This is a genomic window from Enterococcus sp. AZ163, assembly GCF_050498925.1.
GTDB classification, from domain to species: domain Bacteria; phylum Bacillota; class Bacilli; order Lactobacillales; family Enterococcaceae; genus Enterococcus_A; species Enterococcus_A ferrettii.
Genome location: NZ_JBIPAO010000001.1, coordinates 3,731,524 through 3,754,792 on the forward strand (window position 1 = coordinate 3,731,524; position 23,269 = coordinate 3,754,792).

General features: G+C 39.1%; 23 protein-coding genes and 2 tRNA genes. 2 read left to right on the top strand and 23 right to left on the bottom strand.

The genetic code is table 11. The features are described from left to right. Nucleotides 1-15 precede the first annotated feature (15 nt). The 6 genes from prfB to IGI46_RS18005 form a co-directional block, all read right to left on the bottom strand. Nucleotides 16-1,126 (bottom strand): peptide chain release factor 2 gene (gene prfB / locus IGI46_RS17980; protein ID WP_429964289.1). Its coding sequence is split into 2 segments (ribosomal slippage): nucleotides 16-1,053 and nucleotides 1,055-1,126, totalling 1,110 coding nucleotides; the frame shifts between segments, so codons are not numbered across the junction. Between the two features lie 89 nt (nucleotides 1,127-1,215). Further along, entirely contained in the window at nucleotides 1,216-3,747 is a 2,532-nt protein-coding gene (secA, locus tag IGI46_RS17985) for a preprotein translocase subunit SecA (protein WP_429964290.1), read from the bottom strand. Nucleotides 3,748-4,051: 304 nt separating this feature from the next. Continuing rightward, entirely contained in the window at nucleotides 4,052-4,597 is a 546-nt protein-coding gene (gene hpf / locus IGI46_RS17990) for a ribosome hibernation-promoting factor, HPF/YfiA family (protein WP_010759975.1), read from the bottom strand. A gap of 139 nt (nucleotides 4,598-4,736) precedes the next feature. Continuing rightward, a complete protein-coding gene (locus IGI46_RS17995) occupies nucleotides 4,737-5,405 on the bottom strand; it encodes a ComF family protein (RefSeq protein ID WP_429964291.1) in 669 nt (222 codons plus the stop codon). Next, nucleotides 5,402-6,706, bottom strand: a complete 1,305-nt coding sequence (locus IGI46_RS18000; RefSeq protein WP_429973927.1) for a DEAD/DEAH box helicase — start codon at nucleotides 6,704-6,706, stop codon at nucleotides 5,402-5,404. The genes IGI46_RS17995 and IGI46_RS18000 overlap by 4 nt, the downstream gene beginning before the upstream one ends. Before the next feature lie 55 nt (nucleotides 6,707-6,761). After that, nucleotides 6,762-7,049, bottom strand: coding sequence for a DUF7662 domain-containing protein (locus IGI46_RS18005; RefSeq protein WP_429964293.1), 288 nt, complete (start codon nucleotides 7,047-7,049; stop codon nucleotides 6,762-6,764). 74 nt (nucleotides 7,050-7,123) lie between these two features. Between IGI46_RS18005 and IGI46_RS18010 the strand changes: the two genes are divergently transcribed. Further along, on the top strand, nucleotides 7,124-7,768 hold the full coding sequence (locus IGI46_RS18010) for a YigZ family protein (RefSeq protein ID WP_429964294.1): 645 nt from the start codon (nucleotides 7,124-7,126) through the stop codon (nucleotides 7,766-7,768). Between the two features lie 9 nt (nucleotides 7,769-7,777). Here IGI46_RS18010 and IGI46_RS18015 read toward each other — a convergent pair whose 3' ends face one another. Together IGI46_RS18015 and IGI46_RS18020 are read right to left on the bottom strand one after the other, a co-directional pair. Then, nucleotides 7,778-8,482 (bottom strand): GntR family transcriptional regulator, encoded by a 705-nt coding sequence (locus IGI46_RS18015; RefSeq protein ID WP_429964295.1) that lies wholly within the window; start codon nucleotides 8,480-8,482, stop codon nucleotides 7,778-7,780. A 112-nt stretch (nucleotides 8,483-8,594) separates the two neighbouring features. Further along, nucleotides 8,595-12,839: an acyl-CoA dehydratase activase-related protein gene (locus IGI46_RS18020; RefSeq protein ID WP_429964296.1), complete on the bottom strand. Its 4,245-nt coding sequence runs from the start codon at nucleotides 12,837-12,839 to the stop codon at nucleotides 8,595-8,597. 176 nt (nucleotides 12,840-13,015) lie between these two features. Here IGI46_RS18020 and IGI46_RS18025 point away from each other — a divergent pair, with 176 nt between their 5' ends. After that, nucleotides 13,016-13,624, top strand: a complete 609-nt coding sequence (locus IGI46_RS18025) for a TetR/AcrR family transcriptional regulator (protein WP_207700991.1) — start codon at nucleotides 13,016-13,018, stop codon at nucleotides 13,622-13,624. Between the two features lie 41 nt (nucleotides 13,625-13,665). On the opposite strand, the gene IGI46_RS18030 is transcribed toward IGI46_RS18025, so the two are convergent. The 15 genes from IGI46_RS18030 to IGI46_RS18100 all read right to left on the bottom strand — a co-directional run bounded on the left by IGI46_RS18030 (nucleotide 13,666) and on the right by IGI46_RS18100 (nucleotide 23,268). Beyond that, the gene (locus IGI46_RS18030) at nucleotides 13,666-13,842 is read right to left on the bottom strand and encodes a hypothetical protein (RefSeq protein ID WP_429964297.1); all 177 of its coding nucleotides are present in this window, start codon (nucleotides 13,840-13,842) and stop codon (nucleotides 13,666-13,668) included. 270 nt (nucleotides 13,843-14,112) lie between these two features. Continuing rightward, a tRNA-Gln gene (locus IGI46_RS18035) sits at nucleotides 14,113-14,184 on the bottom strand. A gap of 4 nt (nucleotides 14,185-14,188) precedes the next feature. After that, nucleotides 14,189-14,269, bottom strand: a tRNA-Tyr gene (locus IGI46_RS18040). Between the two features lie 116 nt (nucleotides 14,270-14,385). Beyond that, nucleotides 14,386-14,616 carry a DUF2969 domain-containing protein gene (locus IGI46_RS18045; RefSeq protein ID WP_207700989.1) on the bottom strand — a complete coding sequence of 77 codons (231 nt, stop codon included), beginning with the start codon at nucleotides 14,614-14,616 and terminating at the stop codon, nucleotides 14,386-14,388. Nucleotides 14,617-14,702: 86 nt separating this feature from the next. Next, the gene (locus IGI46_RS18050; RefSeq protein ID WP_207700988.1) at nucleotides 14,703-15,347 is read right to left on the bottom strand and encodes a CBS and ACT domain-containing protein; all 645 of its coding nucleotides are present in this window, start codon (nucleotides 15,345-15,347) and stop codon (nucleotides 14,703-14,705) included. A gap of 2 nt (nucleotides 15,348-15,349) precedes the next feature. Further along, nucleotides 15,350-16,051, bottom strand: coding sequence for an ABC transporter ATP-binding protein (locus IGI46_RS18055; RefSeq protein WP_429964298.1), 702 nt, complete (start codon nucleotides 16,049-16,051; stop codon nucleotides 15,350-15,352). Further along, nucleotides 16,051-16,827 carry an ABC transporter ATP-binding protein gene (locus IGI46_RS18060; protein WP_429964299.1) on the bottom strand — a complete coding sequence of 259 codons (777 nt, stop codon included), beginning with the start codon at nucleotides 16,825-16,827 and terminating at the stop codon, nucleotides 16,051-16,053. The genes IGI46_RS18055 and IGI46_RS18060 overlap by 1 nt, the downstream gene beginning before the upstream one ends. Further along, nucleotides 16,808-17,782, bottom strand: a complete 975-nt coding sequence (locus tag IGI46_RS18065; protein WP_429964300.1) for a branched-chain amino acid ABC transporter permease — start codon at nucleotides 17,780-17,782, stop codon at nucleotides 16,808-16,810. Before IGI46_RS18065 ends, IGI46_RS18060 begins: the two co-directional genes overlap by 20 nt. A gap of 10 nt (nucleotides 17,783-17,792) precedes the next feature. Further along, nucleotides 17,793-18,671 carry a branched-chain amino acid ABC transporter permease gene (locus tag IGI46_RS18070; RefSeq protein WP_207700984.1) on the bottom strand — a complete coding sequence of 293 codons (879 nt, stop codon included), beginning with the start codon at nucleotides 18,669-18,671 and terminating at the stop codon, nucleotides 17,793-17,795. A gap of 69 nt (nucleotides 18,672-18,740) precedes the next feature. Next, on the bottom strand, nucleotides 18,741-19,919 hold the full coding sequence (locus IGI46_RS18075) for an ABC transporter substrate-binding protein (protein ID WP_207700983.1): 1,179 nt from the start codon (nucleotides 19,917-19,919) through the stop codon (nucleotides 18,741-18,743). A gap of 611 nt (nucleotides 19,920-20,530) precedes the next feature. Further along, on the bottom strand, nucleotides 20,531-20,809 hold the full coding sequence (gene yidD, locus IGI46_RS18080; RefSeq protein ID WP_429964301.1) for a membrane protein insertion efficiency factor YidD: 279 nt from the start codon (nucleotides 20,807-20,809) through the stop codon (nucleotides 20,531-20,533). Between the two features lie 47 nt (nucleotides 20,810-20,856). Beyond that, nucleotides 20,857-21,033, bottom strand: a complete 177-nt coding sequence (locus IGI46_RS18085) for a DNA-directed RNA polymerase subunit beta (protein WP_207700981.1) — start codon at nucleotides 21,031-21,033, stop codon at nucleotides 20,857-20,859. Between the two features lie 13 nt (nucleotides 21,034-21,046). Beyond that, nucleotides 21,047-22,348 (bottom strand): UDP-N-acetylglucosamine 1-carboxyvinyltransferase, encoded by a 1,302-nt coding sequence (gene murA, locus IGI46_RS18090; RefSeq protein WP_429964302.1) that lies wholly within the window; start codon nucleotides 22,346-22,348, stop codon nucleotides 21,047-21,049. A 61-nt stretch (nucleotides 22,349-22,409) separates the two neighbouring features. After that, nucleotides 22,410-22,643: a DUF1146 family protein gene (locus IGI46_RS18095; protein WP_207700979.1), complete on the bottom strand. Its 234-nt coding sequence runs from the start codon at nucleotides 22,641-22,643 to the stop codon at nucleotides 22,410-22,412. A 196-nt stretch (nucleotides 22,644-22,839) separates the two neighbouring features. Then, complete coding sequence (locus tag IGI46_RS18100) at nucleotides 22,840-23,268, bottom strand: F0F1 ATP synthase subunit epsilon (RefSeq protein ID WP_207700978.1); 429 nt, start codon at nucleotides 23,266-23,268, stop codon at nucleotides 22,840-22,842. Nucleotide 23,269: the final 1 nt, after the last annotated feature.

Sequence of the window (23,269 nt, forward strand, 5' to 3'; positions counted from 1 at the left end):
TTGATTTCATTTGACTTAGTTGCTTTGACCCAAATGCCATTTTAAGTAAGCGTCAATAAAGGGATCTAGATCACCATCCATGACTGCTTGCACATTTCCAGTTTCATAATTTGTTCGATGATCCTTAACCATAGAATATGGATGAAAAACATAAGAACGAATTTGTGAGCCCCAACTGATATCCATTTGTTCCCCACGCAAGGCAGCAGCTTCCTGTTCTTTTTTATCCAATTCCATTTGATAGAGTTTCGCTTTCAACATGGTCATAGCCGTTTCCCGGTTATGAAATTGTGAGCGTTGCGCTTGACTAGCAACCACTGTACCCGTAGGTAAATGCGTAATACGAACAGCTGAGGAAGTTTTATTAATATGCTGACCACCAGCACCACTAGCCCGGTAAACGTCCACCTTCAAATCATCAGGATTTACTTCTACTTCAATTGTACCATCCAGTTCTGGCATAACATCCATTGAACAAAAAGAAGTATGTCGGCGATTTGCGGAATCAAATGGCGAAATACGCACTAACCGATGAACGCCCTTTTCTGATTTTAAATAGCCATAAGCATTTAATCCCTTGATCATCAAAGTAACACTTTTAATTCCGGCTTCATCACCAGCTTGATAATCAATAGTTTCCACACTAAAACCATGCTGTTCCGCCCAGCGAGTATACATCCTTAACAACATAGAACCCCAGTCCTGTGACTCAGTTCCACCAGCCCCTGGATGAAGTTCTACAATCGCATTGTTTTTGTCATAAGGAGCATCTAAGAGTAAGGACAGTTCAAAACCAGCTACCTGTTCCTTTAGTTGCTGCAGCCGATTCACCAGCTCTGTTTGCAATTCTGGATCATATTCTTCCTGCTGCATTTCAACCATTAAATTCAGCTCTTCGGCTTCTTCTTTGATATCGTTAAATTTAGTAAAGGTTTCCTTTTCTAAATTATTTTTGTTAATTAGCTCTTGAGCCTTTTCGGAATCATCCCAAAAGCCCGGATCTGCCATTTGATGCTCAGCTTCAGCAATATCCTCCTCTAACCGATCAAGGTCAAAGAGACCCCCTAAAGCTGGCCACTTGCTCTTGGATTGTATCTAACAAGTTTCTGATCTCTGCGTTTTCCAAAGTCATTCCTTCTTTCATCTTGGATCAATTTACATAGAAAGACGAGACATAGCTGTTAAGCTACTATGTCCCGTCCGATAGTTAGGATATTATTCTCCCTTACCGTGGCAGTTCTTGTATTTTTTCCCACTGCCGCATGGACACGGATCATTTCGTCCTACTTTTTGAACCTTTTTCGGCATTCTCTTTGTACTAGTTAAATTTTTCGGATCGCCATCTGCTTCAACTGGATGAGTTTCTTGTGGTTCTGCTACTTGCTCCCGCTGAACGTTCTGGCGAATCTCAGCTTTCATGAACAGACGAGTAACTTCATACTCAATGGCCCCAACCATATCCTCAAACATTGTATAACCTTCAGTTTGGTATTCTACTAATGGGTTGTTTTGTCCATAAGCACGAAGACCAATTGATTGACGTAATTGATCCATTGCGTCAATGTGATCCGTCCATTTAGTATCTACTACTCGCAAAATAACTACTTTTTCAAATTCTAACAGTTGTTCTGGACTATGAAGCTGAGAAGCTTTAGCCTCAAATACTTCTTTCGCCCGATCAAACAACAGATCTTTCATTTCTTCTGGCGTTTTACCTTCTAAATCAGACACAGAAATAGAATCTTCATGGACCAAAGCATTACCAGCAAAATCTATGATACTTTCTAATGTCCAGTTATCTTTTTCAAGTTGAGTATGACTATCAACTACACGAGAAACTGTCCGGCGAACCATGTTCAATAATTGTGAAGAAAGATCCTTTTCTTCCATAATTACATCTTGCCGCTGTTTATAGATAACTTCCCGCTGCTCCCGCATAACATCATCATATTGCAGGACATTTTTACGAGTATCGTAGTTGTTACCCTCCACCCGTTTTTGAGCGGATTCAACTTGTTTCGTCAACATTTTACTTTGAATAACTGCATCTTCTTCTTCCACTTTCATGCGGTCCAAGAAGGCTTTGATTCGTTCCGATCCGAAACGCTTCATTAAATCATCTTCTAGAGATAGATAAAATTGTGAAACACCTGGATCTCCTTGACGTCCTGAACGTCCCCGCAACTGGTTATCAATACGACGTGATTCATGACGTTCGGTACCAATAACCGCTAATCCACCTAATTCAACAACGCCTAAGCCCAATTTAATATCTGTACCTCGACCAGCCATGTTAGTCGCGATAGTTACAGCACCCTTTTGGCCGGCGTTCATAATAATTTCAGCTTCCTTGAAGTGGTTCTTAGCATTCAACACCTCATGAGGAATCTTTTCGCTATTCAACATATCTGATAATAGTTCAGAAGTTTCAACTGCTACGGTACCTACCAGAATCGGCTGTCCTTTGCGGTGACGCTCTTTGATGTCCTGTACTACTGCTTTAAATTTACTTTCCAAAGTTGGGTACAGTAGATCCGCGTGATCTTCACGAATAACCGGCTGATTCGTCGGAATTTGAATAACTTCGATGTTGTAGATTTCACGAAATTCTTCTTCCTCGGTCTTCGCAGTACCAGTCATTCCAGACAGTTTCTTATACATACGGAAATAGTTTTGGAATGTGATGGTAGCCATAGTTTTCGTTTCGTCTTCGATTTCCACGCTTTCTTTGGCTTCGATCGCTTGGTGCAGACCATCTGAATAACGACGGCCGTCCATAATCCGACCAGTAAATTGGTCGACGATTAGAACTTTACCTTCTTGAACCACATAATCAATATCACGAATCATAATATAATTTGCACGCAATGCTTGATCTAAATGGTGTGTCAATGCAGTATTTTCTAAATCATACAAGTTCTCCAAGCCGAAGTTATCTTCTGCCTTTTCGATTCCTTGTTCGGTTAAACCAATTGTTTTTGATTGAACATCGATCTTATAATCATCATCTTCCCGCAATCGCTTAATAAAATTATCTGTACGAGTATAAAGAGCGGTTGATTTCTCAGCAGCTCCTGAAATGATCAATGGAGTTCTAGCTTCGTCAATTAAGATAGAGTCAACCTCATCAACAATTGCATAATTTAATGGTCGCTGAACCATTTGACTACGATAAACTACCATGTTGTCTCTTAAATAATCGAAACCAAGTTCGTTATTCGTGCTATAGGTAATATCACAGGCATACGCTTCACGTTTTTCATCAGCCGTTTTTGAGTTAATATTTAAGCCAACACTCAAGCCTAAGAAATTATACAGTTCTCCCATCTCAGTAGAGTCCCGTGTTGCCAAATATTCATTAACTGTAACTACGTGAACGCCTTCCCCAGTTAGAGCATTCAAATAAACCGGCATGGTAGCGGTCAAGGTCTTACCTTCACCAGTTTTCATTTCTGGAATATTCCCGTCGTGTAGTACGACCCCACCCATTAATTGTACATGGTAAGGATACAAACCTAATACTCTTTTAGCAGCTTCTCGAACTACCGCAAAAGCTTCAGGTAATAGTTCATCCAAGGTTTCACCGTTTTTGTAGCGGGTTCTAAACTCATCTGTTTTTGCTCGAAGTTGTTCATCGGAGAGTTTCTCCATATCTTCAGCATGGCGCTCGACTTGATTCGCGATACCGTCTAAACGCTTCAGTTCTTTTTTATCGTTTTCGATCATCTTTCTTAGAAAGTTTGCCATTCGTTTTTCTTACTCCTTTGTGCTCTCTTTGATTTGTCTACAAATCTGCTAGTCTATTTTATCATTAGTGCCATGGAAAAGAAACTTATCCCAGGAATAAAAAGAATATCTTTACAAAAAGTACCACCTACTTTTACTATTTTGGTAAAAAAACGCCCGATTTACTCCTTTTAGTAAAAAACTAGCGGTTTCTAGTGATAGATTTAATCATTCGAATTTTTTCATAAGAAAATTATGACCCTAATTATAAACAAGAAATTATCCCAAAATAAAAAAACCTCAGCCTAAGCTGAGGTTAATAAGATTAATCTGTTTCAATTAAACCGTATTTGCCATCTTTACGACGATAAACAATACTAGTTCCGTTAGTTTCAGCATCTTCAAAAATGAAGAAATTGTGTCCTAACATATTCATTTGTAATACCGCTTCCTCGCTGCCCATTGGTTTTAAAGAAAGACGTTTTGTACGCACGATTTCTAATTCTGAAGTTTCTTCTGCTTCATCATTCAACTCTACTGCTACCTCACGGGTTGGCAAAGAAGTTTCACGTGCTTTACGGTTGATTTTTGTTTTGAATTTACGAATTTGACGTTCTAATTTATCCACAACCAAATCAATACTTGCATATAAATCTGGTGAAGTTTCCTCGGCACGTAGCACTAAGTAAGGAAGTGGAATCGTTACTTCAACTTTGGCAGTTTTTTCAGTATAAACTTTCAAGTTCACGTGTGCAGTTGCATCGGGCACATCAGTGAAGTAGCGTTCTAATTTCCCCACTTTCTTCTCTACATAATCACGAATTGCTTCAGTAACTTCGATATTTTCTCCTCGAACGTTATATCTAAACATACAAATTGCCCCTTTCGTCTACCAACTGAAGATAAGGGGAAGGACCACTCTTCGCCCCACTTCTTACCTCTATTATAACCAACTCTAATCGGTTTGCAAAGTAAATCGCTATCATTTTTTTGTTCAAAACCAGAAATCCTTACCTTGCAAAAGTCAAGCTTTGCACTGCTTTAGCGCCATTTTTATATAGAATTTCTGATGCGTGAAACAAAGTTCTTCCTGTAGTATAAACGTCATCAATTATAAGAATCTTTTTGTCTTTAATTTTACTTTCGTCTCCTTTTAATTTGTATGGCTGCGGCATTTGCAAGCGCTCGAAACGATTTTTCATCGACTGTGGACGGTCATCTTTTTTTCTTTCCAAAAGAATTTTGTAGGAACAATCATCTGCCTCTAAACAGGCAATCACCTGATTAAATCCTCGCTGGCTGAATCGTTCCTTTGATAAAGGAATCGGACAAAACAAAAAATCTGAATAATTCCTTAGCTCTTGCTTCAACTCCCTGGCAAAAGCTTTTCGTAAACGATAATCTCCCTTGAATTTATAGGCCTCCACCCATTGCTGGAAGCCCTCATCATATGCAAACAATGCCTGATTTTGTAAAGTATACCCTTGAATTTTCTGCCATCTTTGACAATCTGCACAAAGCTCTCCGTCATTTATTCTCCCACAGCCTGGACAAGTTATTTTACCTTTCAAACGAGAAAATTGTTGCTCGCAACGAAAACACAATACCTCAGGTGTTTTAAACCATTCGATAAGTGTTAAATTTTCAATAATATCCGTTTGGCAGTTCCTGCATTTCATCCAATCAACCCCGCTTTCTTCGCTAATTGATTGTTTTCTTCAATCTCTTTTACAGCCTGCTTAATGGTTCGAGTCCATTCACTTGTTACAAAACAAACTTCTGCTTTGCGAAACAATCCCTTGCGATCGGCTCTTCCTGCAATCTGAACTAAAGCTGCCTTGTTGAAGACTTGATGGGCAGCATCTAAAATCATAACTGAGACACCTTCAAAAGTGACTCCTCGTTCTAAAATGGTAGTGGTAATCAAAATTTGATACTGGCTATCCCGCATATTTTCTACTTTGACTAAACGTTCTTCATCATTAGCAAAAACTGTAGTTACGGCTAAATTAGGTTCCTTGCCCAGCAATTGATTTTTAACAACTTCCAACAAAGGAATGCTGGGACAAAAAAACAGCACATCATTTTTTTCCAATAAACGCATTAACTCGTTAGTAACAGCTTTAGGTAGTTTACCTTGATCCAGCTTTTTATTTAAAAATAAGGATAAAAGTACTTTGGGTACGGGCAACTGTCTTCTATGGTATCGTCCAGGCAGCCGGTAGCAGTAATCTACTGAACGCAGCAGCAGTTTAGAAGGTGTTGCGCTTAAATAAACAATGCTTCCTTGCGATTGTTTGCTGCGGGCAATTGCTTGCTCTAAAAACGGATTATTGGCATAAGGAAATGCATCCACTTCATCTAAAATAATTAGATCAAATGTGTGATGATAGCGAAACAACTGATGAATAGTACAAACAATCCACTGATTTCCAGCGTCAATTCGTTTACTACCGTGATAGAGACTAATTTTTTCCTGTTGGAAGGACTGGGTAAAGCGCAGATGCAGTTCGTTGCAAACGTCTACTCGTGGAGATGTAACAGCGATTCGTTTACCTTGTGACAAATAATCCTGAATCAAAGGAAACAACATTTCAGTTTTCCCCGCCCCAGTGACCGCCCAAATTAGAAATGTATTAGCCTGTGATTGATCCCTCACCAACTGTTGCGCTATCTCATTTTGGGCTTGCGACAATGTTCCTGTCCATTGACAAGATACACTTCGCTTCGTCAAGGGGGTTGCTGGGAAAGTATATAGAAATTGATTACTGCTAATACGGCCTAAACTAATACAAAATGGACAATAGTAAAATCCGGCTGGAACTTGCTCACTAGAAGTGCTGCCACAGCGTTGACAGCATCTGCCTTCTTTATCAGCCTCATTCATAGCTGGGATCTTTTGCGCCTTAGCTATATTGACGGTTGGATAAAAGGTTTCCCACTCACTTTTTAATAATCGTTGGCCTTCATATGCATTCATTTCATTCACCTCAAAGTAATGTACGCAAAAAAAGTGAACAAAATTTTATTTTCGCTCACTTTTTGAATAACCAGTTAGATTTAACTAATCGATTGAAGACCACATATTCTTTTTTTAAGCTCACATGTACTACTTCATAACCGGCATTCAACCAACCATATGCACCTTTTTCAGGATGACGATAATCATTTGCCCACCAATCCAAATCCTCCCGAGCTGTTTTGGGCAGTCCACTGCTGGGAAACAACAATTCGTCGTATTGAGTAAAAGTTAATGTTACTTGTGAACCACCATTACTTTTTAAGTAATGAGTAATTCCATCATATTTTTTGGCTCGGACCATTATCTGTTCCTCCTTTTCGACGATTCATTTCTTTTTTAGGATGGTTCCACTATACTATACTTTGAGGTGATAAAATGTTGCAAAATTATCGAACGATTCAGCAAGATAGTATTCATGAAACCGAGATCAAAAAATCCCAGTTTATTTGTTCCTTAAAACGTGTAACAACCGAAGAAGTAGCAAAGGCTTTCATTCAATCCGTAAAAAAGGAGCATTGGAAAGCCAATCATAATTGCAGTGCTTACGTGTTAGGTGATCATCAGGAAATTCAACGAACTAGTGATGATGGAGAACCCAGTGGCACTGCCGGTATTCCCATGTTGGAGGTTCTAAAGAAAAATGAACTGATCAACGTGGTTGCCGTTGTCACTCGTTACTTTGGTGGAACTAAACTAGGTGCTGGCGGATTGATCCGTGCATATTCTGGTTCAGTTGCCAACGCAATTCGGGAAACCGGCATCGTCGAAGGTCGACTGCAACAAGAAGTCTTAGTCACTCTTAGCTATGCCAACTGGAGTAAAATGGAAAATTTTATTGAAAGCCAACAGATTGCTGTAAAAGATACTCAATTCACTGATCAGGTAGTGGTGACCTGTATGATTGATGAACCTGGCATCACTGAATTTGAAGCTCAAGTAATTGATCTGATGAGCGGTCAAGCAGATTTTACAACCGGAGAAATCGCATATTTCGAACAATTGGTAAAGGAAGCAGACTAGCAGCTTCCTTTATTTTTCAAGATAAAACTCAAAACGGCTGCCGACATATTGTGTTCGAACATATTCAAAAGGCTGATCATCAGCTAAATAAGATATTTGACGCAAGCGCAAGATGGCCTCTCCTCGTTTGATTTGCAAATAATCGGCGATTTGTTCAGAAGCTAGAATAGCAGAAACTGTCTGATTTGCACGACCGATTTCCATGCCTTTCTGCTTCAATGTATGATAAAAGGAGTCCGTAATTTCTTCTTTACTGAATCCTTTGACAATTTTAGCCGGGATGCTGGCAACTTCAAAACAGATAGGAACATTATCCGCATAACGAATACGCTCCATCCGCAGAATCTGATCACCTTTTGTTAAACCTAAATTTTCAGCTTCACTTGAACTGGCTGGTGAATGGAAAAAGGAAATCGTTTTACTAGAAGGAATACGATTTTGTGATTCCATAATATCGGTGAAACTAGTGGTCCCGCTCATTTTTTCCTGAACTTTTTCATTTGCTACATAAGTTCCTGAACCAATTTTTCGTTCCAAAATCCCTTCGTCTGCCAATGTTTGGATAGCCTGCCGCAAAGTCATTCGGCTGACTTTAAATTTCACTGATAATTCCCGTTCGGACGGCAAACGATCTCCGACTTTCCAAACACCTTTTTCAATTTCATCTTTTAATTGATCATGTATTTGAATATAAACCGGTACTTGATTAGCCATTTCGATCGCTCCTCTTTTTTTCTCTATTATAACTGGTATATACCTCATTCTCAATAAGAAAAGGTAGACCATTTCCGAAAAAAATGATCTACCCCTATATTTATCAGTGTTTTTAAAGTTCTACCTTTTCTTCTTTTAGCATTTTGTTGGCTGTAGCCATCATCAAACGAATCCGATTCAGCTGGTTGACAATCGAAACTCCAGGGTCATAATCAATCGCTGCAATGTTAGATTTGGGATATTGGTGACGCAGCTCTTTAATGACACCTTTACCCACTACATGATTTGGCAAACATCCAAACGGCTGCATGCAGACGATATTATTAACACCTGTTTTCAACAGATCAATCATTTCTCCGGTTAAGAACCAGCCTTCACCAGTATGGTTGCCGATAGAAAGAATTTTGCTAGCATCCTCAGCCAACTGATAAATCGAGTGAATTCCAGTAAAACGCTGAGAACTTCGCAGAGCTTTATCCATTGGCTTTTCAACTACCTCAATTAGTTTAATGACAAATTCCGCTATATTTTTACTCTTCTTCGGCATTCCCATATTGTCATGCTTCCAAATTTGGTTATATAAGGAATAGTTCATGAAACCTACTAGATCAGGTACGACGGCTTCTGCTCCTTCTTCTTCCAGCAAGCGAACGATGTCGTTATTCGCAGTAGGTGAGTATTTGACTAATATCTCTCCCACTACTCCAACTTTTGGTTTGACCTCATCAGAAATTGGTATCGTATCAAAGTCCTTAATGATTTTTTTCATGTTGCGATTAAATTGCGTTAGTGAGCCATTTCTAACATTGCTCTCTACTTTCTTCAACCACTCTTCATGTAAGGCATCAATCTGACCCTTTTCCAACTCATATGGTCGGGTTCGGTAAACCACCCGCTCGAAAAGATCGCCGTAAAGGATTGCTACAACCGCTCGTTTGATCATAGGCAGCGTAAACTTGAAGCCTGGATTGGACTCCACACCCTTATTCCCCAATGATACGGAAACAACGGGGACTTGACCAAATCCAGCATCTGCCAGCGCCTTACGCAGCAACGGAATATAGTTAGTTGCGCGACAGCCGCCGCCGGTTTGACTCATCATCACGCTGACATTATCCAAATCATATTTGCCGCTTTGTAAAGCTTCGACTAATTGCCCAATTGAGATAATCGCTGGATAACAAGCGTCATTATTTACATATTTCAACCCAACATTGACAGCTTCGCGATCCATAGCCGGCAAACAAACAACATTGTACCCGGAAGCCTCTAAGGCGACATCGAACAAGCCGCTTTGATGAATGGGGCTTAGCATTGGTAATAGCAATGTATGTTTTTTACGCATATTTTTTGTAAAAGTAATTTTAGCTGGCTCTTCAAAACGCTGAACAGGCTCAAAATTAGACTTGTCTCTTTCATTAACCGCGGCTTTTAGTGAGCGTAACCGAATCCGAATTGCTCCTAGGTTTGAACCTTCATCAATTTTCAAGACCGTATAAATTTTTCCATATTGATCCATAATTTCCTCTACCTGGTCTGTAGTAACAGCATCTAAGCCACAGCCAAAGGAGTTCAATTGGACCAGTTCAAGATTTTTACTTTTGGCTACTACCCGTGCCGCAGCATATAAGCGAGAATGATAGACCCATTGATTAACAACCCGCAGATTACCTACATCACTCAAGTGTGAAACACTGTCTTCGGTCAAGACGTGGAACCCTTCTTGCGTGATGACCTCAGCAATTCCATGATTGATTTCAGGATCTAAATGATAAGGGCGGCCTGATAAGACAATCCCTCTTTCTCCCTTTTGATTCAGCATCAGCAGAGTTTCTTCACCCTTCGTACGAATGTCCTGCTTGAAGGCTTCCAACTCCTGGTAACCGTGATGCAGCGCCTGAGTAATTTCAGCTTCGGTAATTCCCAAATCTTGGAAGGTACGACTCAATACTTTAGCAACAGCAGCTTCATTGCCTAAATTCAAATACGGATTGCGATAATCCACTTTTCCTTCACGAATGTCATCCACATTATTACGAATAACATCAGGATAGCTTTGTACGATCGGACAGTTAAAATGATTGTCCGCATTCTTTGATTCTTCCCGTTCGAAAACTACTCCGGGATAAAAAATCATGGGAATCCCTTTGTCGATTAAAGCCTGAATATGACCATGGGCGATTTTAGCTGGGTAACAAGCCGTATCACTTGGGATAGTTTCCATTCCTTGTTCATACAATTCTTTGTTTGAACGTGGTGACAGCTCTACTTTGAACCCTAACTCTGTAAAGAAAGTATGCCACAGTGGATAATTCTCATACATGTTCAGAACCCGAGGAATCCCTACTGTGCCGCGAGTAACTTCTTTTTTACGTAACGGACGGTACTTAAACAGTCGACGGTATTTATAGTCGATCAAGTTTACTTTACGATCCTCACGTTTGATTTTAATCCGTGCTCCTCGTTCACAACGATTTCCTGTAATGAATTCTCGTCCATCAGAAAAAATTGTCACAGTCATCATACAATTATTTTCACATAATCCGCAGTGAGTAAATTCTTTCTCCGCAGTAAATTCATCCAATTCAGTTAATGAAAGTGTCTGACTGACTACCCCAACTTCGTAATTTTCCAAAGCGATCAGAGCTGCTCCATAAGCACCCATCAAACCAGCGATTGATGGACGAACTACTTCTCGCTCAGTCACTAACTCGAAAGCCCGTAAAACCGCTTCATTGTAAAAGGTCCCACCTTGACAGACAATTTTAGCGCCCAGTTCTTCTGGTCGACGTACTTTGATTACTTTGTAGATAGCATTTTTTATAACTGAATAAGAAAGTCCTGCAGAAATATCCCCCACAGAAGCACCTTCTTTTTGAACCTGTTTTACTTTAGAATTCATAAACACTGTACAGCGAGAACCCAGATCAACTGGTGCTTGTGATTTCACAGCCGCCTGAGCAAAATCTTCTACCTTATAGTTTAACGACTTGGCAAAAGTTTCGATAAAAGATCCACACCCTGAGGAGCACGCTTCATTCAGCTGAATCGAAGACAACGCACCATCCTTTATAGTCATTGCCTTCATGTCCTGACCACCGATATCTAAAATGAAATCCACACCAGGCTGAAAATGATTGGCCGCTTTGTAATGGGCCATTGTTTCTACTTCCCCAATATCTACTTTTAAAGCATTTTTAATTAACTGCTCACCATAGCCAGTAACCGCTGCTTTTCCGATAAAAACATCTTTTGGAAGTTTCTTATATAGATCCTTCAGCACTGTCATCGTTGTTTCTAAAGGTTGGCCTTGATTATTTCCATAAAAGGAATACATCAAACGACCACTGTCATCAATCAAGGTAACCTTTGTTGTCGTTGATCCGGCATCAATCCCTAAAAAGGCCACTCCATGGTGCTTTTGCAAATCCTTCTCTTCAACCAGCGCTTGACTGTGACGAGTACGAAATTCTTCTAATTCTTTTTCATCCTTGAATAGAGGAGTCAATCGATCTGAAGGTGACAAGTGTCCTTCGTCAGCCGTAGTCAAATAATTAATCAATTGTTCAAGTGTCGTAGCTTCAGCATCCTCTGAATAAAAAGCTGCGCCCATCGCCACAAATAATTGTGGATTTTCTGGGAATACAATATTTTCAGGTGCGATATCCAGCGTTTCAATGAATCGTTTACGCAATTCTGACATAAAATACAAAGGGCCGCCTAAGAATGCAATGTTCCCTTTAATTTTACGTCCAGCAGCTAATCCCGCAATTGTCTGGTTGACCACTGCTTGGAAAATACTCGCTGCAAGGTCTTCTTTAGCAGCACCTTCATTAATTAAAGGTTGTACGTCTGTCTTGGCAAACACACCACAACGCGAAGCGATTGGGTAAAGGGTTTTATAATTCTTGGCTAATTCATTTACACCATTCGCATCGGTCTTCAAAAGAACAGCCATCTGATCAATAAAGGCCCCTGTTCCTCCCGCACAGCTTCCATTCATCCGCTGTTCCAAGGAACCTTCAAAGAAAGTAATTTTTGCATCTTCCCCGCCTAATTCAATTGCTACATCTGTTTGAGGAATTACCTCTTCCACTGTTCGAGTACAGGCGATTACTTCTTGTACAAAGGGAATCTGTAGCACGTCAGCTAGGCCCATACCGCCAGATCCAGTAATATTCATCGTTAACGAACGCTTCTGTACCACTGTCTGTGCTTCTCTCAGAACCCTTTCTGTGGCAGCTTTCACATCTGAAAAATGACGTTCATATTTTGAAAACAGGCTCCGATTCTCTTCATCTAGAATGACTAGTTTGACTGTGGTTGAGCCAACATCGATTCCGGCACGTAATGTCATTTTATTTCCTACCTTCTATTTTTTGCGACACATGTTGATTATCTTACATCGTGTTTGTTATACTACTCACGTATATTCTAAAAAGATTTTGATTAGAAAGCAACAAGCAAAACGCCTACATCTGTGAGATAAGCAACATTTCACAACTACCTGTCGTTAAAAAGAAAGGAAATTACATGGCAAAAAAATTAGATTTACGTGTAAAGCGCACTCATAAAATGATTGTCGAAGCATTTGTTCACCTTGTGGAGCAAAAAGGATACGAAAATATTACAGTCCAAGAAATTGCAGATGAAGCAATGATTAACCGTGCTACCTTCTATGCTCATTTTAGAGATAAACAAGATTTGTATGACTATATTTTTCACAATGCTGTTGAAGCCTTTGCTTCTGTGCTGGATCCCGATCAAATTGTTCAAGGCAATCGATTAAAAGTCAAACAGATTCAAATTGTCTTGACCAATATCTATAAAAGAATTCAAGAAAATCGTAAATTCTTTCTTACAATCATGGATAGTTCTGCGAATGAAATGCTGCGAAAACAAATTGAGGATATTTTAGATGAAAAATATGCTCATATCTTTAATCGATTAAAAATTACAGAAAATGATATTGAAGTACCTATGGATTTCATCTTAGAATATATGACCTCTATTTTTGTAGGTACTCTGCACTGGTGGATTACTAGCGATACTGAAATGCCTGCCGATCATTTAGCCAAACTAGTTATCAAGCTTGTAGGTAATGGTCATCTAACTATTCTAGGAATTGAAATTGAACATTAAAAAGCGGCTGAACAAAAATTTTTTGTTCGCCGCTTTTTTAACTAATGGTTTTTAGCTCTCCACTTAATCGTATGTTGTGTAGGACGTATTTTTCGTACCTTCACACCTTTTCTATCTTTAGTATCTAACGTTACCTCCACTTGGTTGTCCCTTAACAGTTCATATACGTGCTCTGCTGTTTCAGTAACTATTTCCTTAATTCTCTTTGCTCGTTCCATCTTAATCGCCCCCGACATAAAATATAGATTTTTCTTTCCTTACCATTATTTTACTATATTTTGTTTTTTAGCGCTTAGGTAACGGCTGATTAAGGAAAATTATGTGTAACAGAGGGAGCTTGCTTAAGTATTCATTTCATATCAATTTCTCGTTTACTATTTTTTATTGTTGCATTTTTGATTGAACTTTCTAAACTAGTACTACTTTTGTAAACTGAGAAAAGCAAAAAATGGTAAAAAAATAGCCAGACCATTGTCTGACTGAAAGTACTGGGGTAGCTGGATTCGAACCAACGCATGAGGGAGTCAAAGTCCCTTGCCTTACCGCTTGGCTATACCCCAATGATGGAGGAGAGTGGATTCGAACCACTGAACCCTAAGGAACGGATTTACAGTCCGTCGCGTTTAGCCACTTCGCTACTCCTCCATATTTAAAACAAATCCCAAAGCTAGAACTTGCATTCTCAGAAAGGTTTCTTAAAAACCCGACTCAGTTATAATACCGAATTTCAAAATAAAATGCAAGTACTTTTCTTCATTTTTTTAATCGTGAAGATTCCAATTGCGAATAACAGCTTCAATCCCGTCATCAAGGGACTTTGCACTACCTAAAGAATTACCGTCAGCAAAAATTTGGAAATTTTTTCCATCTGGAACCAGCTCACCAATTACTTTTTTACCAATCACCAACTGAACTATCTCGATAATTTTTCCGTTCACTTGCTTTTGAGCATCTTGAATCTGTACTTGGATGTCTTTGTTTTTTTTTGCCATTTCTTTCACCTCGCGAAATCCATTGTAGCATAACCTGCATTTGAAAACAAAACTGACTGCTGAAGGCAGTCAGTTAGTTTAATGGTTTAAGGGTTAGTTAATACGGCTTCGGTTACTTCAAAGCCTGCTTGTTCCAGTAGAGCTTTAATTTTCTCAGGCTCTTTCGCCTGCATTTGTAATTCAACAATCGCTGCACCTTCGACGTGATCAATAATTACGGTTAGAATACTGTAATCATTATCGGCTAAAACCTTAGCAATTTCTGCCAAGACACCCTTCTTGTCTTCTTGAATCCGTACTTGAATACGGCTGCCACCCTCATAATAGCCAGCTAGCTTCAAGAAAGCATCAAAAATATCATTATTGGTGATAATCCCTACCAATTTTTCCTCGTCTAAAACGGGCAACACAGCAATATTATTTTGACGCATCGCATAGACTGCATCCTCCAGCTGAGCTTTAGGTTGGATCGTTTTTACCTCTTTAATCATTACATCAGCAACAACTGTTTTGTTTAGCAAATAATTTGCTTCATAAACACTTAAGGAAGTTGCTTTAGAAGGTAAAGCCTCTTGAATGGTACCTTCAGTAATCAAACCTACCAATTTACCGTTGTTTACAACTGGTAAACGATGAATATCATGCTTTTTCATCAAATCCACCGCATCAAAGATCTTGGTTTGCGGATCAACCACAATTAAATCAGCGGACATAAAATCTTTTACGCTCATTTTTATCCTCCTAAGTATGCTTTCTTCACTTCATCACTAGCCAAGAGCTCTTCGCCAGTCCCCTCTAAAACAACTTTGCCGGTTTCCAACACATATCCACGATTAGCAATTGATAGAGCCATTTTTGCATTTTGTTCAATCAGCAGAACCGTTGTTCCTTGTTGCTGGATTTCTTGGATAATATTAAATATTTCTTTAATGAAGATTGGTGCCAAGCCCATAGAAGGCTCATCTAAAAGTAACAAACGCGGTTTAGACATTAGTGCCCGACCCATTGCCAGCATTTGCTGCTCCCCACCAGACAAAGTAGAAGCATCCTGTGTACGACGTTCCTTCAAGATTGGGAATTTTTGGAAAATCGCCTCATATTCAGCACTTAAATTGCCATCTTTACGTAAGAAGGCTCCCATCTCCAAGTTTTCTTGTACCGTTAGCCCTGAAAAAACATGTCGGCCCTCAGGAACTTGAGAAATTCCTTTGGCAACAATTTTTTGCGGCTGACGCTTCTGAATTTCTTCTCCTTCAAAAGTAATTTTACCATTTGAAGGTTGGATCAAGCCGGAAATTGTCCGCAAAATAGTTGTTTTACCTGCACCATTGGCTCCGATTAATGAAACAATTTCACCTTCATTTACTTCAAAATTCACGTCACGAACTGCTTGAATTACACCATAATGTACAGAAAGTTTTTCAATTTTCAGCATTATAGGTCACCTCCCAGATAGGCTTTGATTACCTCTGGATTGGATTTAATTTCATCCGGTGTTCCTTCAGCCAGTACTCGCCCATATTCTAAAACATAAATACGTTCGCATACTTCCATAACTAAGCTCATATCGTGTTCAATCAAAAGAATTGTAATTTGAAACTCTTTTTGAACTTTACGAATTAATTCAGTTAGTTCAGCTGTTTCCTGAGGATTCATACCAGCTGCCGGCTCATCCAAAAAAAGAATTTTAGGATGGGTAGCTAAGGCACGAACAATCTCCAAACGCCGCTGCTCCCCATAAGGCAAATTCTTAGCTAAGTTATCTGCTTTGCCCTGCAGATCGAAAATTGCTAACAATTTCATAGCTTCTTGTTTTAAGCTGTCTTCTTTTTTGTAGAAGCTGGGTAAACGGAAGATGCTAGAAACAAAACCTTCTGGATTTTTACTGTTCATGGCAATTAATACATTATCTAATACCGTTAAATCTTTGAAAAGACGAATATTCTGAAAGGTACGGCCCAATCCTAAATCGGCAATTTTGTATGGTTTCTTGCCATTCAAGCGCACAGCCTGGCCGTTATCTTCTAACAGCACATCACCTTCACTTGGTTCATAAACGCCCGTGATCAAGTTGAACAGCGTGGTTTTTCCTGCACCATTTGGTCCAATCAAGCCGATCAGCTGATTATTGTCCAATTGCATATTTACATTAGAGACAGCCGCCAGCCCGCCGAAATTTTTTGTCAAATCTTTAATTTCCAATAGAGGCATTTTGGTCATCTCCTTTTTTAAACTTGTTGAAAATTTTCTTCACCGACAACTCTTTTGTACCTAATAAGCCACCAGGTTTGAAGATCATCAGAATAATCAGAGCCAATGCGTAAATAATCATACGAAGTGCACCAAAATCCTGCAAGTACATATTGATAACTCCAAGTAAAATCGCTGCGATAAAACTGCCGGTAACACTACCAATACCACCTAATACAACCATAATGAGAATATCGATGGATTTCGTAAAGGCGAAATCTTTGGGCGCAATTGACTGCAAGTACCCAGCATAAAGCGCTCCAGCTACGCTGGCCGTCATTGCACCAATCGCAAAAGCAATTACTTTATATTTAGTGGTGTTTACCCCCATTGATTCTGCCGCAATTTCATCCTCACGAATGGCCGTAGTTGCTCGACCAGCACCAGAATGAATGTAGTTGACGACAATCAATGTTGTTACTGCCATAAAACCGTAAACCATCTGCCAGTCAACAAATGGTAAGATACCAAAGATACCTGAAGGCCCATTAGTGATGTCTTTCATATTAATAATCAAAATACGGATAATTTCCGCAACACCTAATGTAGCAATCGCCAAATAATCTCCGCTTAGACGCAAGGTTGGAATTCCCACAACGACCGCTACGACACCAGCTAAGACAACCCCTACAGCCATTCCCAAAAAGAATCCAGCATAGGTTGGATTACTCATTGATATTAAAGCAGCAGCATAAGCGCCGATTGCCATAAATCCAGCATGACCTAAAGAAAACTGTCCAGCAAAACCGATGATTAAATTTAATCCTACAGCTAAAATAACATTAATTCCAATTTGAACAATGATATTATCTAAAAACAAATTGATCATTCCAGCCGAATAACTAATGTATAAAGCTAAGTAGCCAATAATGATCAAAGCGAGCCAAATCAAATTGTATTTTAAATTCTTTTTCATTTTGATTCACCTACACTTTCTCTTTGATGTTCTTGCCTAAAATTCCGGCAGGACGTACCAACAAAATCAAAATCAATACTGCGTATACAACAGCATCTTTAAAATCAGAAAAACCAAGTGCTGTTGTTAAGGTTTCAATCAAACCGATCACAAACCCTCCGATTGCTGCACCAGGGATCAGTCCAATACCACCTAATACTGCAGCTATAAATGATTTAAGACCTGGAATGTAGCCCATCATTGGGTCAATTGAGTTATAGTAAAGACCGATCATCATCCCGCCAGCAGCTGCTAAAGCTGAACCTAAGGCAAAAGTAAATGAGATCGTCCGGTTAACATTAATCCCCATTAATTGTGCTGCATCAGCATCAACGCTCACAGCCCGCATTGCTTTACCCATTTTGGTCTTTTGTACAATTAAATTCAATAAGATCATTAACAATAAGGAAATGCCCAAAATTAATAATTGAATATTCGATACCTGCAAAAATCCGATATGATAAGTCTGCAACGGAATAACTTGCGGGAAAGGTCTCGTTGTTGAACTAAAGAAATAAATCATGGTGTTCTGCAGTAAATAAGACACCCCAATTGCCGTAATCAATGCGGCAATACGCGTTGAATTTCTTAATGGTCGATAAGCTAGAAATTCAATTACGATTCCCAGTACTGCACTTCCAAGCATAGATAAAATCAGTGCTGGAAAGAATCCCATATTAAATTGGTTAATCAAAAAATAGCCGATAAACGACCCAATCATATAAATATCCCCATGGGCGAAATTAATCAGTTTGATAATTCCATAAACCATGGTATATCCTAAAGCCATCAGTGCATAAATACTGCCTAGGAACAGGCCGTTTACTAATTGCTGGATGAATATTTCCATCTAATCACTCTCTTTTCAAATAATAAAGGCAAGACAAGCATGCTTGTCTTGCCTTGCCTGCTTAAACAATTAAGGATTTACAGTTTCAGCAGAAGATTCTTTTCCATCTGTTAGACCAAGAACTACGGCTGATTTCACAGGATTATGTTCTTTATCCATTGTGATTTTTCCCGTTACTCCTTCAAAGTCTTTCAAGTTTGCCAATCCTTCAGTAATTGCAGCTGGTGAAGCTTCATTTTGATCTTCAATTGCTTGTTTGATCATGTAAACAGCATCATAACCTAAAGCATTGAATGAAGATGGCTGACGTCCATATTTTTTATTGAAGGCTTCAATAAATGGTTGAACCTTGTCAGTCGCTGGAGCTTCAGTTGAGAAGTGTCCAGTGTAGTAAACGTTAGATACGTTGCTGGCACCGGCTGTTTCAACTAATTTCTCATCACCAAATCCATCTGCACCAATAATTGGTTTGTCAATTCCCATTTCACGTGCTTGCTTGATAATCAAACCAGCTTCTGTGTAATAACCGGGAATGAAGATGACATCAAAATCTTTGTCCTTAACTTTTGTCAACATTGCTTGGTAATCTTTGTCGCCAGCTGAGAATTTTTCTTCAGCAACAATTTCACCTTTATAAGTTTTCTTGAAAGCTTTAGTTAAACCATCAGCATAATCACTAGCGTTGTCACCAAAGATAACTGCTTTTTGTGCATTCATATTTTCCTGTGCATATTTCGCTAATACAACCCCTTGGAAGCTGTCTTGGAAGCAGGCACGGAAGATATATGGCTGTACTTTGTCTCCTTGCACAGTAATCGCATCATCGGTTCCAGAAGGTGTTACTGCTGGAATTTCAGATTTTGTTAAGTTTGGTAGGGTTGCTTTTACTGCACCAGAAGTAGCGGGTCCTACAACTGCTACTACGTTATCCTTAGTTGTTAAGTTTGCTGCAACCGAAGCTGCTTCATTGTTGTCTGATTTATTGTCTTTAGAAACAAATTCAACTTCTTTGCCTAAAATTCCGCCATCCGCATTAATTTGTTCGATTGCTAATTCAACCGCTTCTTTTTCAGCTTCGCCGTAAGCTGCTGTCGCGCCTGATAATTCGAAATTTCCACCAATCTTAATTGTATCGCTGTCAGCACTACTGCCGCCACCGCTGTCTCCATTAGAATTTGCTGAAGGTGAGCCGCATGCGCCAAACAAGAACAATCCTGCTGCTAACGCAACAAATACACTTTTTTTCATCCTATTTCCCCCTAATAAAATAATGATAGAACGGTAAGATAAGTATCAATATATCGGATTTCTTTCTCACTGTCAATTAAATTTTCTGAATATTTTAATAATTCGCGAATATTGAATAATTCATACCGCTTACAAATGTCCAAGAATAAAAAAAGAAACCTGTACACGTGATTTTCAAATGTACAGATTTTTCTAAAATTATTTAGTTCGCTTTCTCGTTTATCACTTCAAAAACCAGTTCCTGCTGCTGCCTTATAAAATGATCTGACTTGCAATCCACTTTTGTGACCTTCAACCTTTACTAATGCTCCGATGTCTCACCTGTCCTAATCAATATCCTTCAAATTTCTAAAGTTGTTTTACTTACATGAAAAGTTGGGCAAACAAAGTTTGTATACTATCTTTATTCCGATAAACTACCGCAACTACAATTTTTTCTTCTATCTAATATACTGATGATTTTTTTGTAGAAAAGTATTGCTGATTAGATATTGGATACTTTAAGCAACAAAAATGAAACTGTCCGTCATACAAGGATCGCCAACCTTTCTTTTCGTGGTCAGTCAGCAGTAATCCTTTAGAACATTCCTCAAGTTAACTTAGAAAACGAATCATTTCTTTTTCTCGTCATAATTGGGCGGCTCTTCATCTAATAAATTTTTACGTAGAGAAAAATTTACTGGTACATAATCAATTCCACCCCGGGCAAATGGATTGCATCTTAGAATACGAGAAATCCCCATTAAAAGCCCCTTAATCGCTCCATGAACCTTCAAGGCTTGAATCATGTAACTGGAGCACGAAGGGTAATAGCGGCAGGATGGTTGAAATAAAGGTGATATAAAGCGCTGATAGCCTCGTACAAGCAAAATCAATCCATTCTTAATCATTCTGAAGTTTCCTTTCAAAAAGTAAAAAAGGGCCTATGCTAGGCCCTTTATTGAACAAAATCTAAAATGTGACGCCAAACACCTGGAAGTAATACACCAAAAGGGTTTCCACCGCCCATGACTCCATAGCCGATCATACTGCCGACAATAAACAGGATAACACCTGCCAACAAAATACCGACAATCTTTATTAGACTACGTAAAATATGATCACTTGAACTCATAAGTCTTCACTCCTTAAGAAAAAACAGCAGATTGTACTACAGTTTCACCAGTTTCGCTATCTACTCGGTCAACGTCTGCACCAAGTAATTGTAATTTTTGATGGAATTTATAGTAGCCACGATCCAAGTATTTCAAATTGCGCACACGTGTGATACCTTCAGAACGCAAGCCAGCTAAAATTAAGGCTGCTGCTGCGCGCAAATCAGTCGCGTACACTTCCGCTCCCTGTAGTTTGGTATTGCCTTTAATAATTGCTACGTTATTATCGATTTTTACATCGACATTCATTCGACGCATTTCTTCTAAATGCTGGAACCGATTTTCGAATACTGTTTCAACCGTTGTACTGATGCCGTCAGCGACTGTTTGAATAGCAGTCATTTGTGCTTGCATATCTGTAGGGAAGCCAGGATGAGGCATTGTCTTCACATCAGTAGCTTTGATGTTCTTAGGTCCAACAATACGCAAGCCATTTTCTTCCTCTGTGATTACTGCACCCATCTCCATTAATTTTGAGATTAACGGACGATTGTGTTCAGAGATGGCTTCTTCAATGAGAATATTCCCTTCAGTCATAGCTGCAGCTACCATGAACGTACCCGCTTCGATTCGATCTTGTACAATTGGGTGTGTTACTGCATGCAAATGAGTCACACCTTCGATACGCATTGTTTCTGTACCCGCACCATAGACACGAGCACCCATTTTATTTAAAAAGTTCGCTAAATCAACAATTTCAGGTTCGCGAGCCACGTTCTCGATGACAGTCGTTCCTTTAGCCTTAACAGCAGCCATCATGATGTTTTGTGTTGCACCAACACTTGGAAAATCCAAATAAATATTGCTGCCTGTTAACTCATCAGCAATTGCTTCAATATAACCATTTTTTTGAATAATCTTCGCACCTAAAGCTTGAAATCCTTTCAAATGCAAGTCAATCGGACGTTTGCCAATAGCGCAACCACCTGGCAGAGCAACCTTGGCATGTCCATTACGGGCTAATAAAGGACCCATAACAACAATCGAAGCTCGCATTTTACTTACATATTCATAGGGAGCTTCAACTTCCAATTGTTTTGTTGCATTTATTGTAATTTCTTTTGCTGTTTCGTCTAATTCTACTTCTGTATTTAAGTAACTAATCACTTGATTCATCGTAAATACATCAGATAATATCGGTACATTGCTTAATTTTGTTATTCCTTCTTCAGCCAATAAGCTTGCAGCTAAGATAGGCAATACCGCATTTTTCGCACCTTCGATCTCTACTGTACCGTTTAATTTTCTGCCACCTCGAACGATGATCTCTTCCATTACGTTCCCTCCAAAAAAATCGCTATAACCGATTCACACATTTGTATGTACTTAGTTAGTATTATTGATAACTTAAAAAGATATTTTTACATAAGATGATAATTTCTAAAAAGAAAGTGCTGAATATAAAACCCAGTGCTACAGATGCCATCATGATGACCATTCGGATCTGTGTTTCATGGAATGCTTTAAACAGCTTTTCTGTCCTTATCGAACGCAATGCCCAAAAGGCCAAGTAAATAAAAGCAAAATGTGAAACAATTCGAATGATTGCATCCATACCATATACTTGCATCTTTTTCTTCCTTTCAAAAAAATCAACAAACGGATTATATCATAGTTTTTAAGAAAGTAGAATGGTTTAAAGCTCTATAAGACTTTAAAAAAACTTTTAGAAAATAGAAATTCATTCTTCTCATTTTTTGTCATATCTATGTAACGCAACCAAAATCAAAAAAGCGCAGATTCCAACTTTAGAATCTGCACTTTTTTTACGTATGCTTTGATACTTTAATTCGATTCATTGCTCTGTGCAAAGCAACCTCAGCTCGACTAAGCTGATCACTGTCTTGCTGTGCTTTTGCTTCCTGTATACGTTGTTCAGCACGCTGTCTAGCACGTTCGGCACGTGAGACATCAATATCACGTTCACGCTCTGCCGAATCGGCAATAATGGTTACCTGGTTGTCCCGAACTTCTAAAATACCACCATTGACCGCAATCCAGTCCACATGAGTGTCTGCGTCTGTTCTACGAATACGTACTTCATCAATCGACAATGGCGCAATAATCGGTGCATGTTTTGGTAAAATTCCCAGTTCACCTGAGACAGTCTTAGCCACTACAATTGTTGCATGGTGGTCGTAAATAAGCCCGTTAGGCGTCACTACGTTTACATTAAGCACTTCTTTATTTTCCATA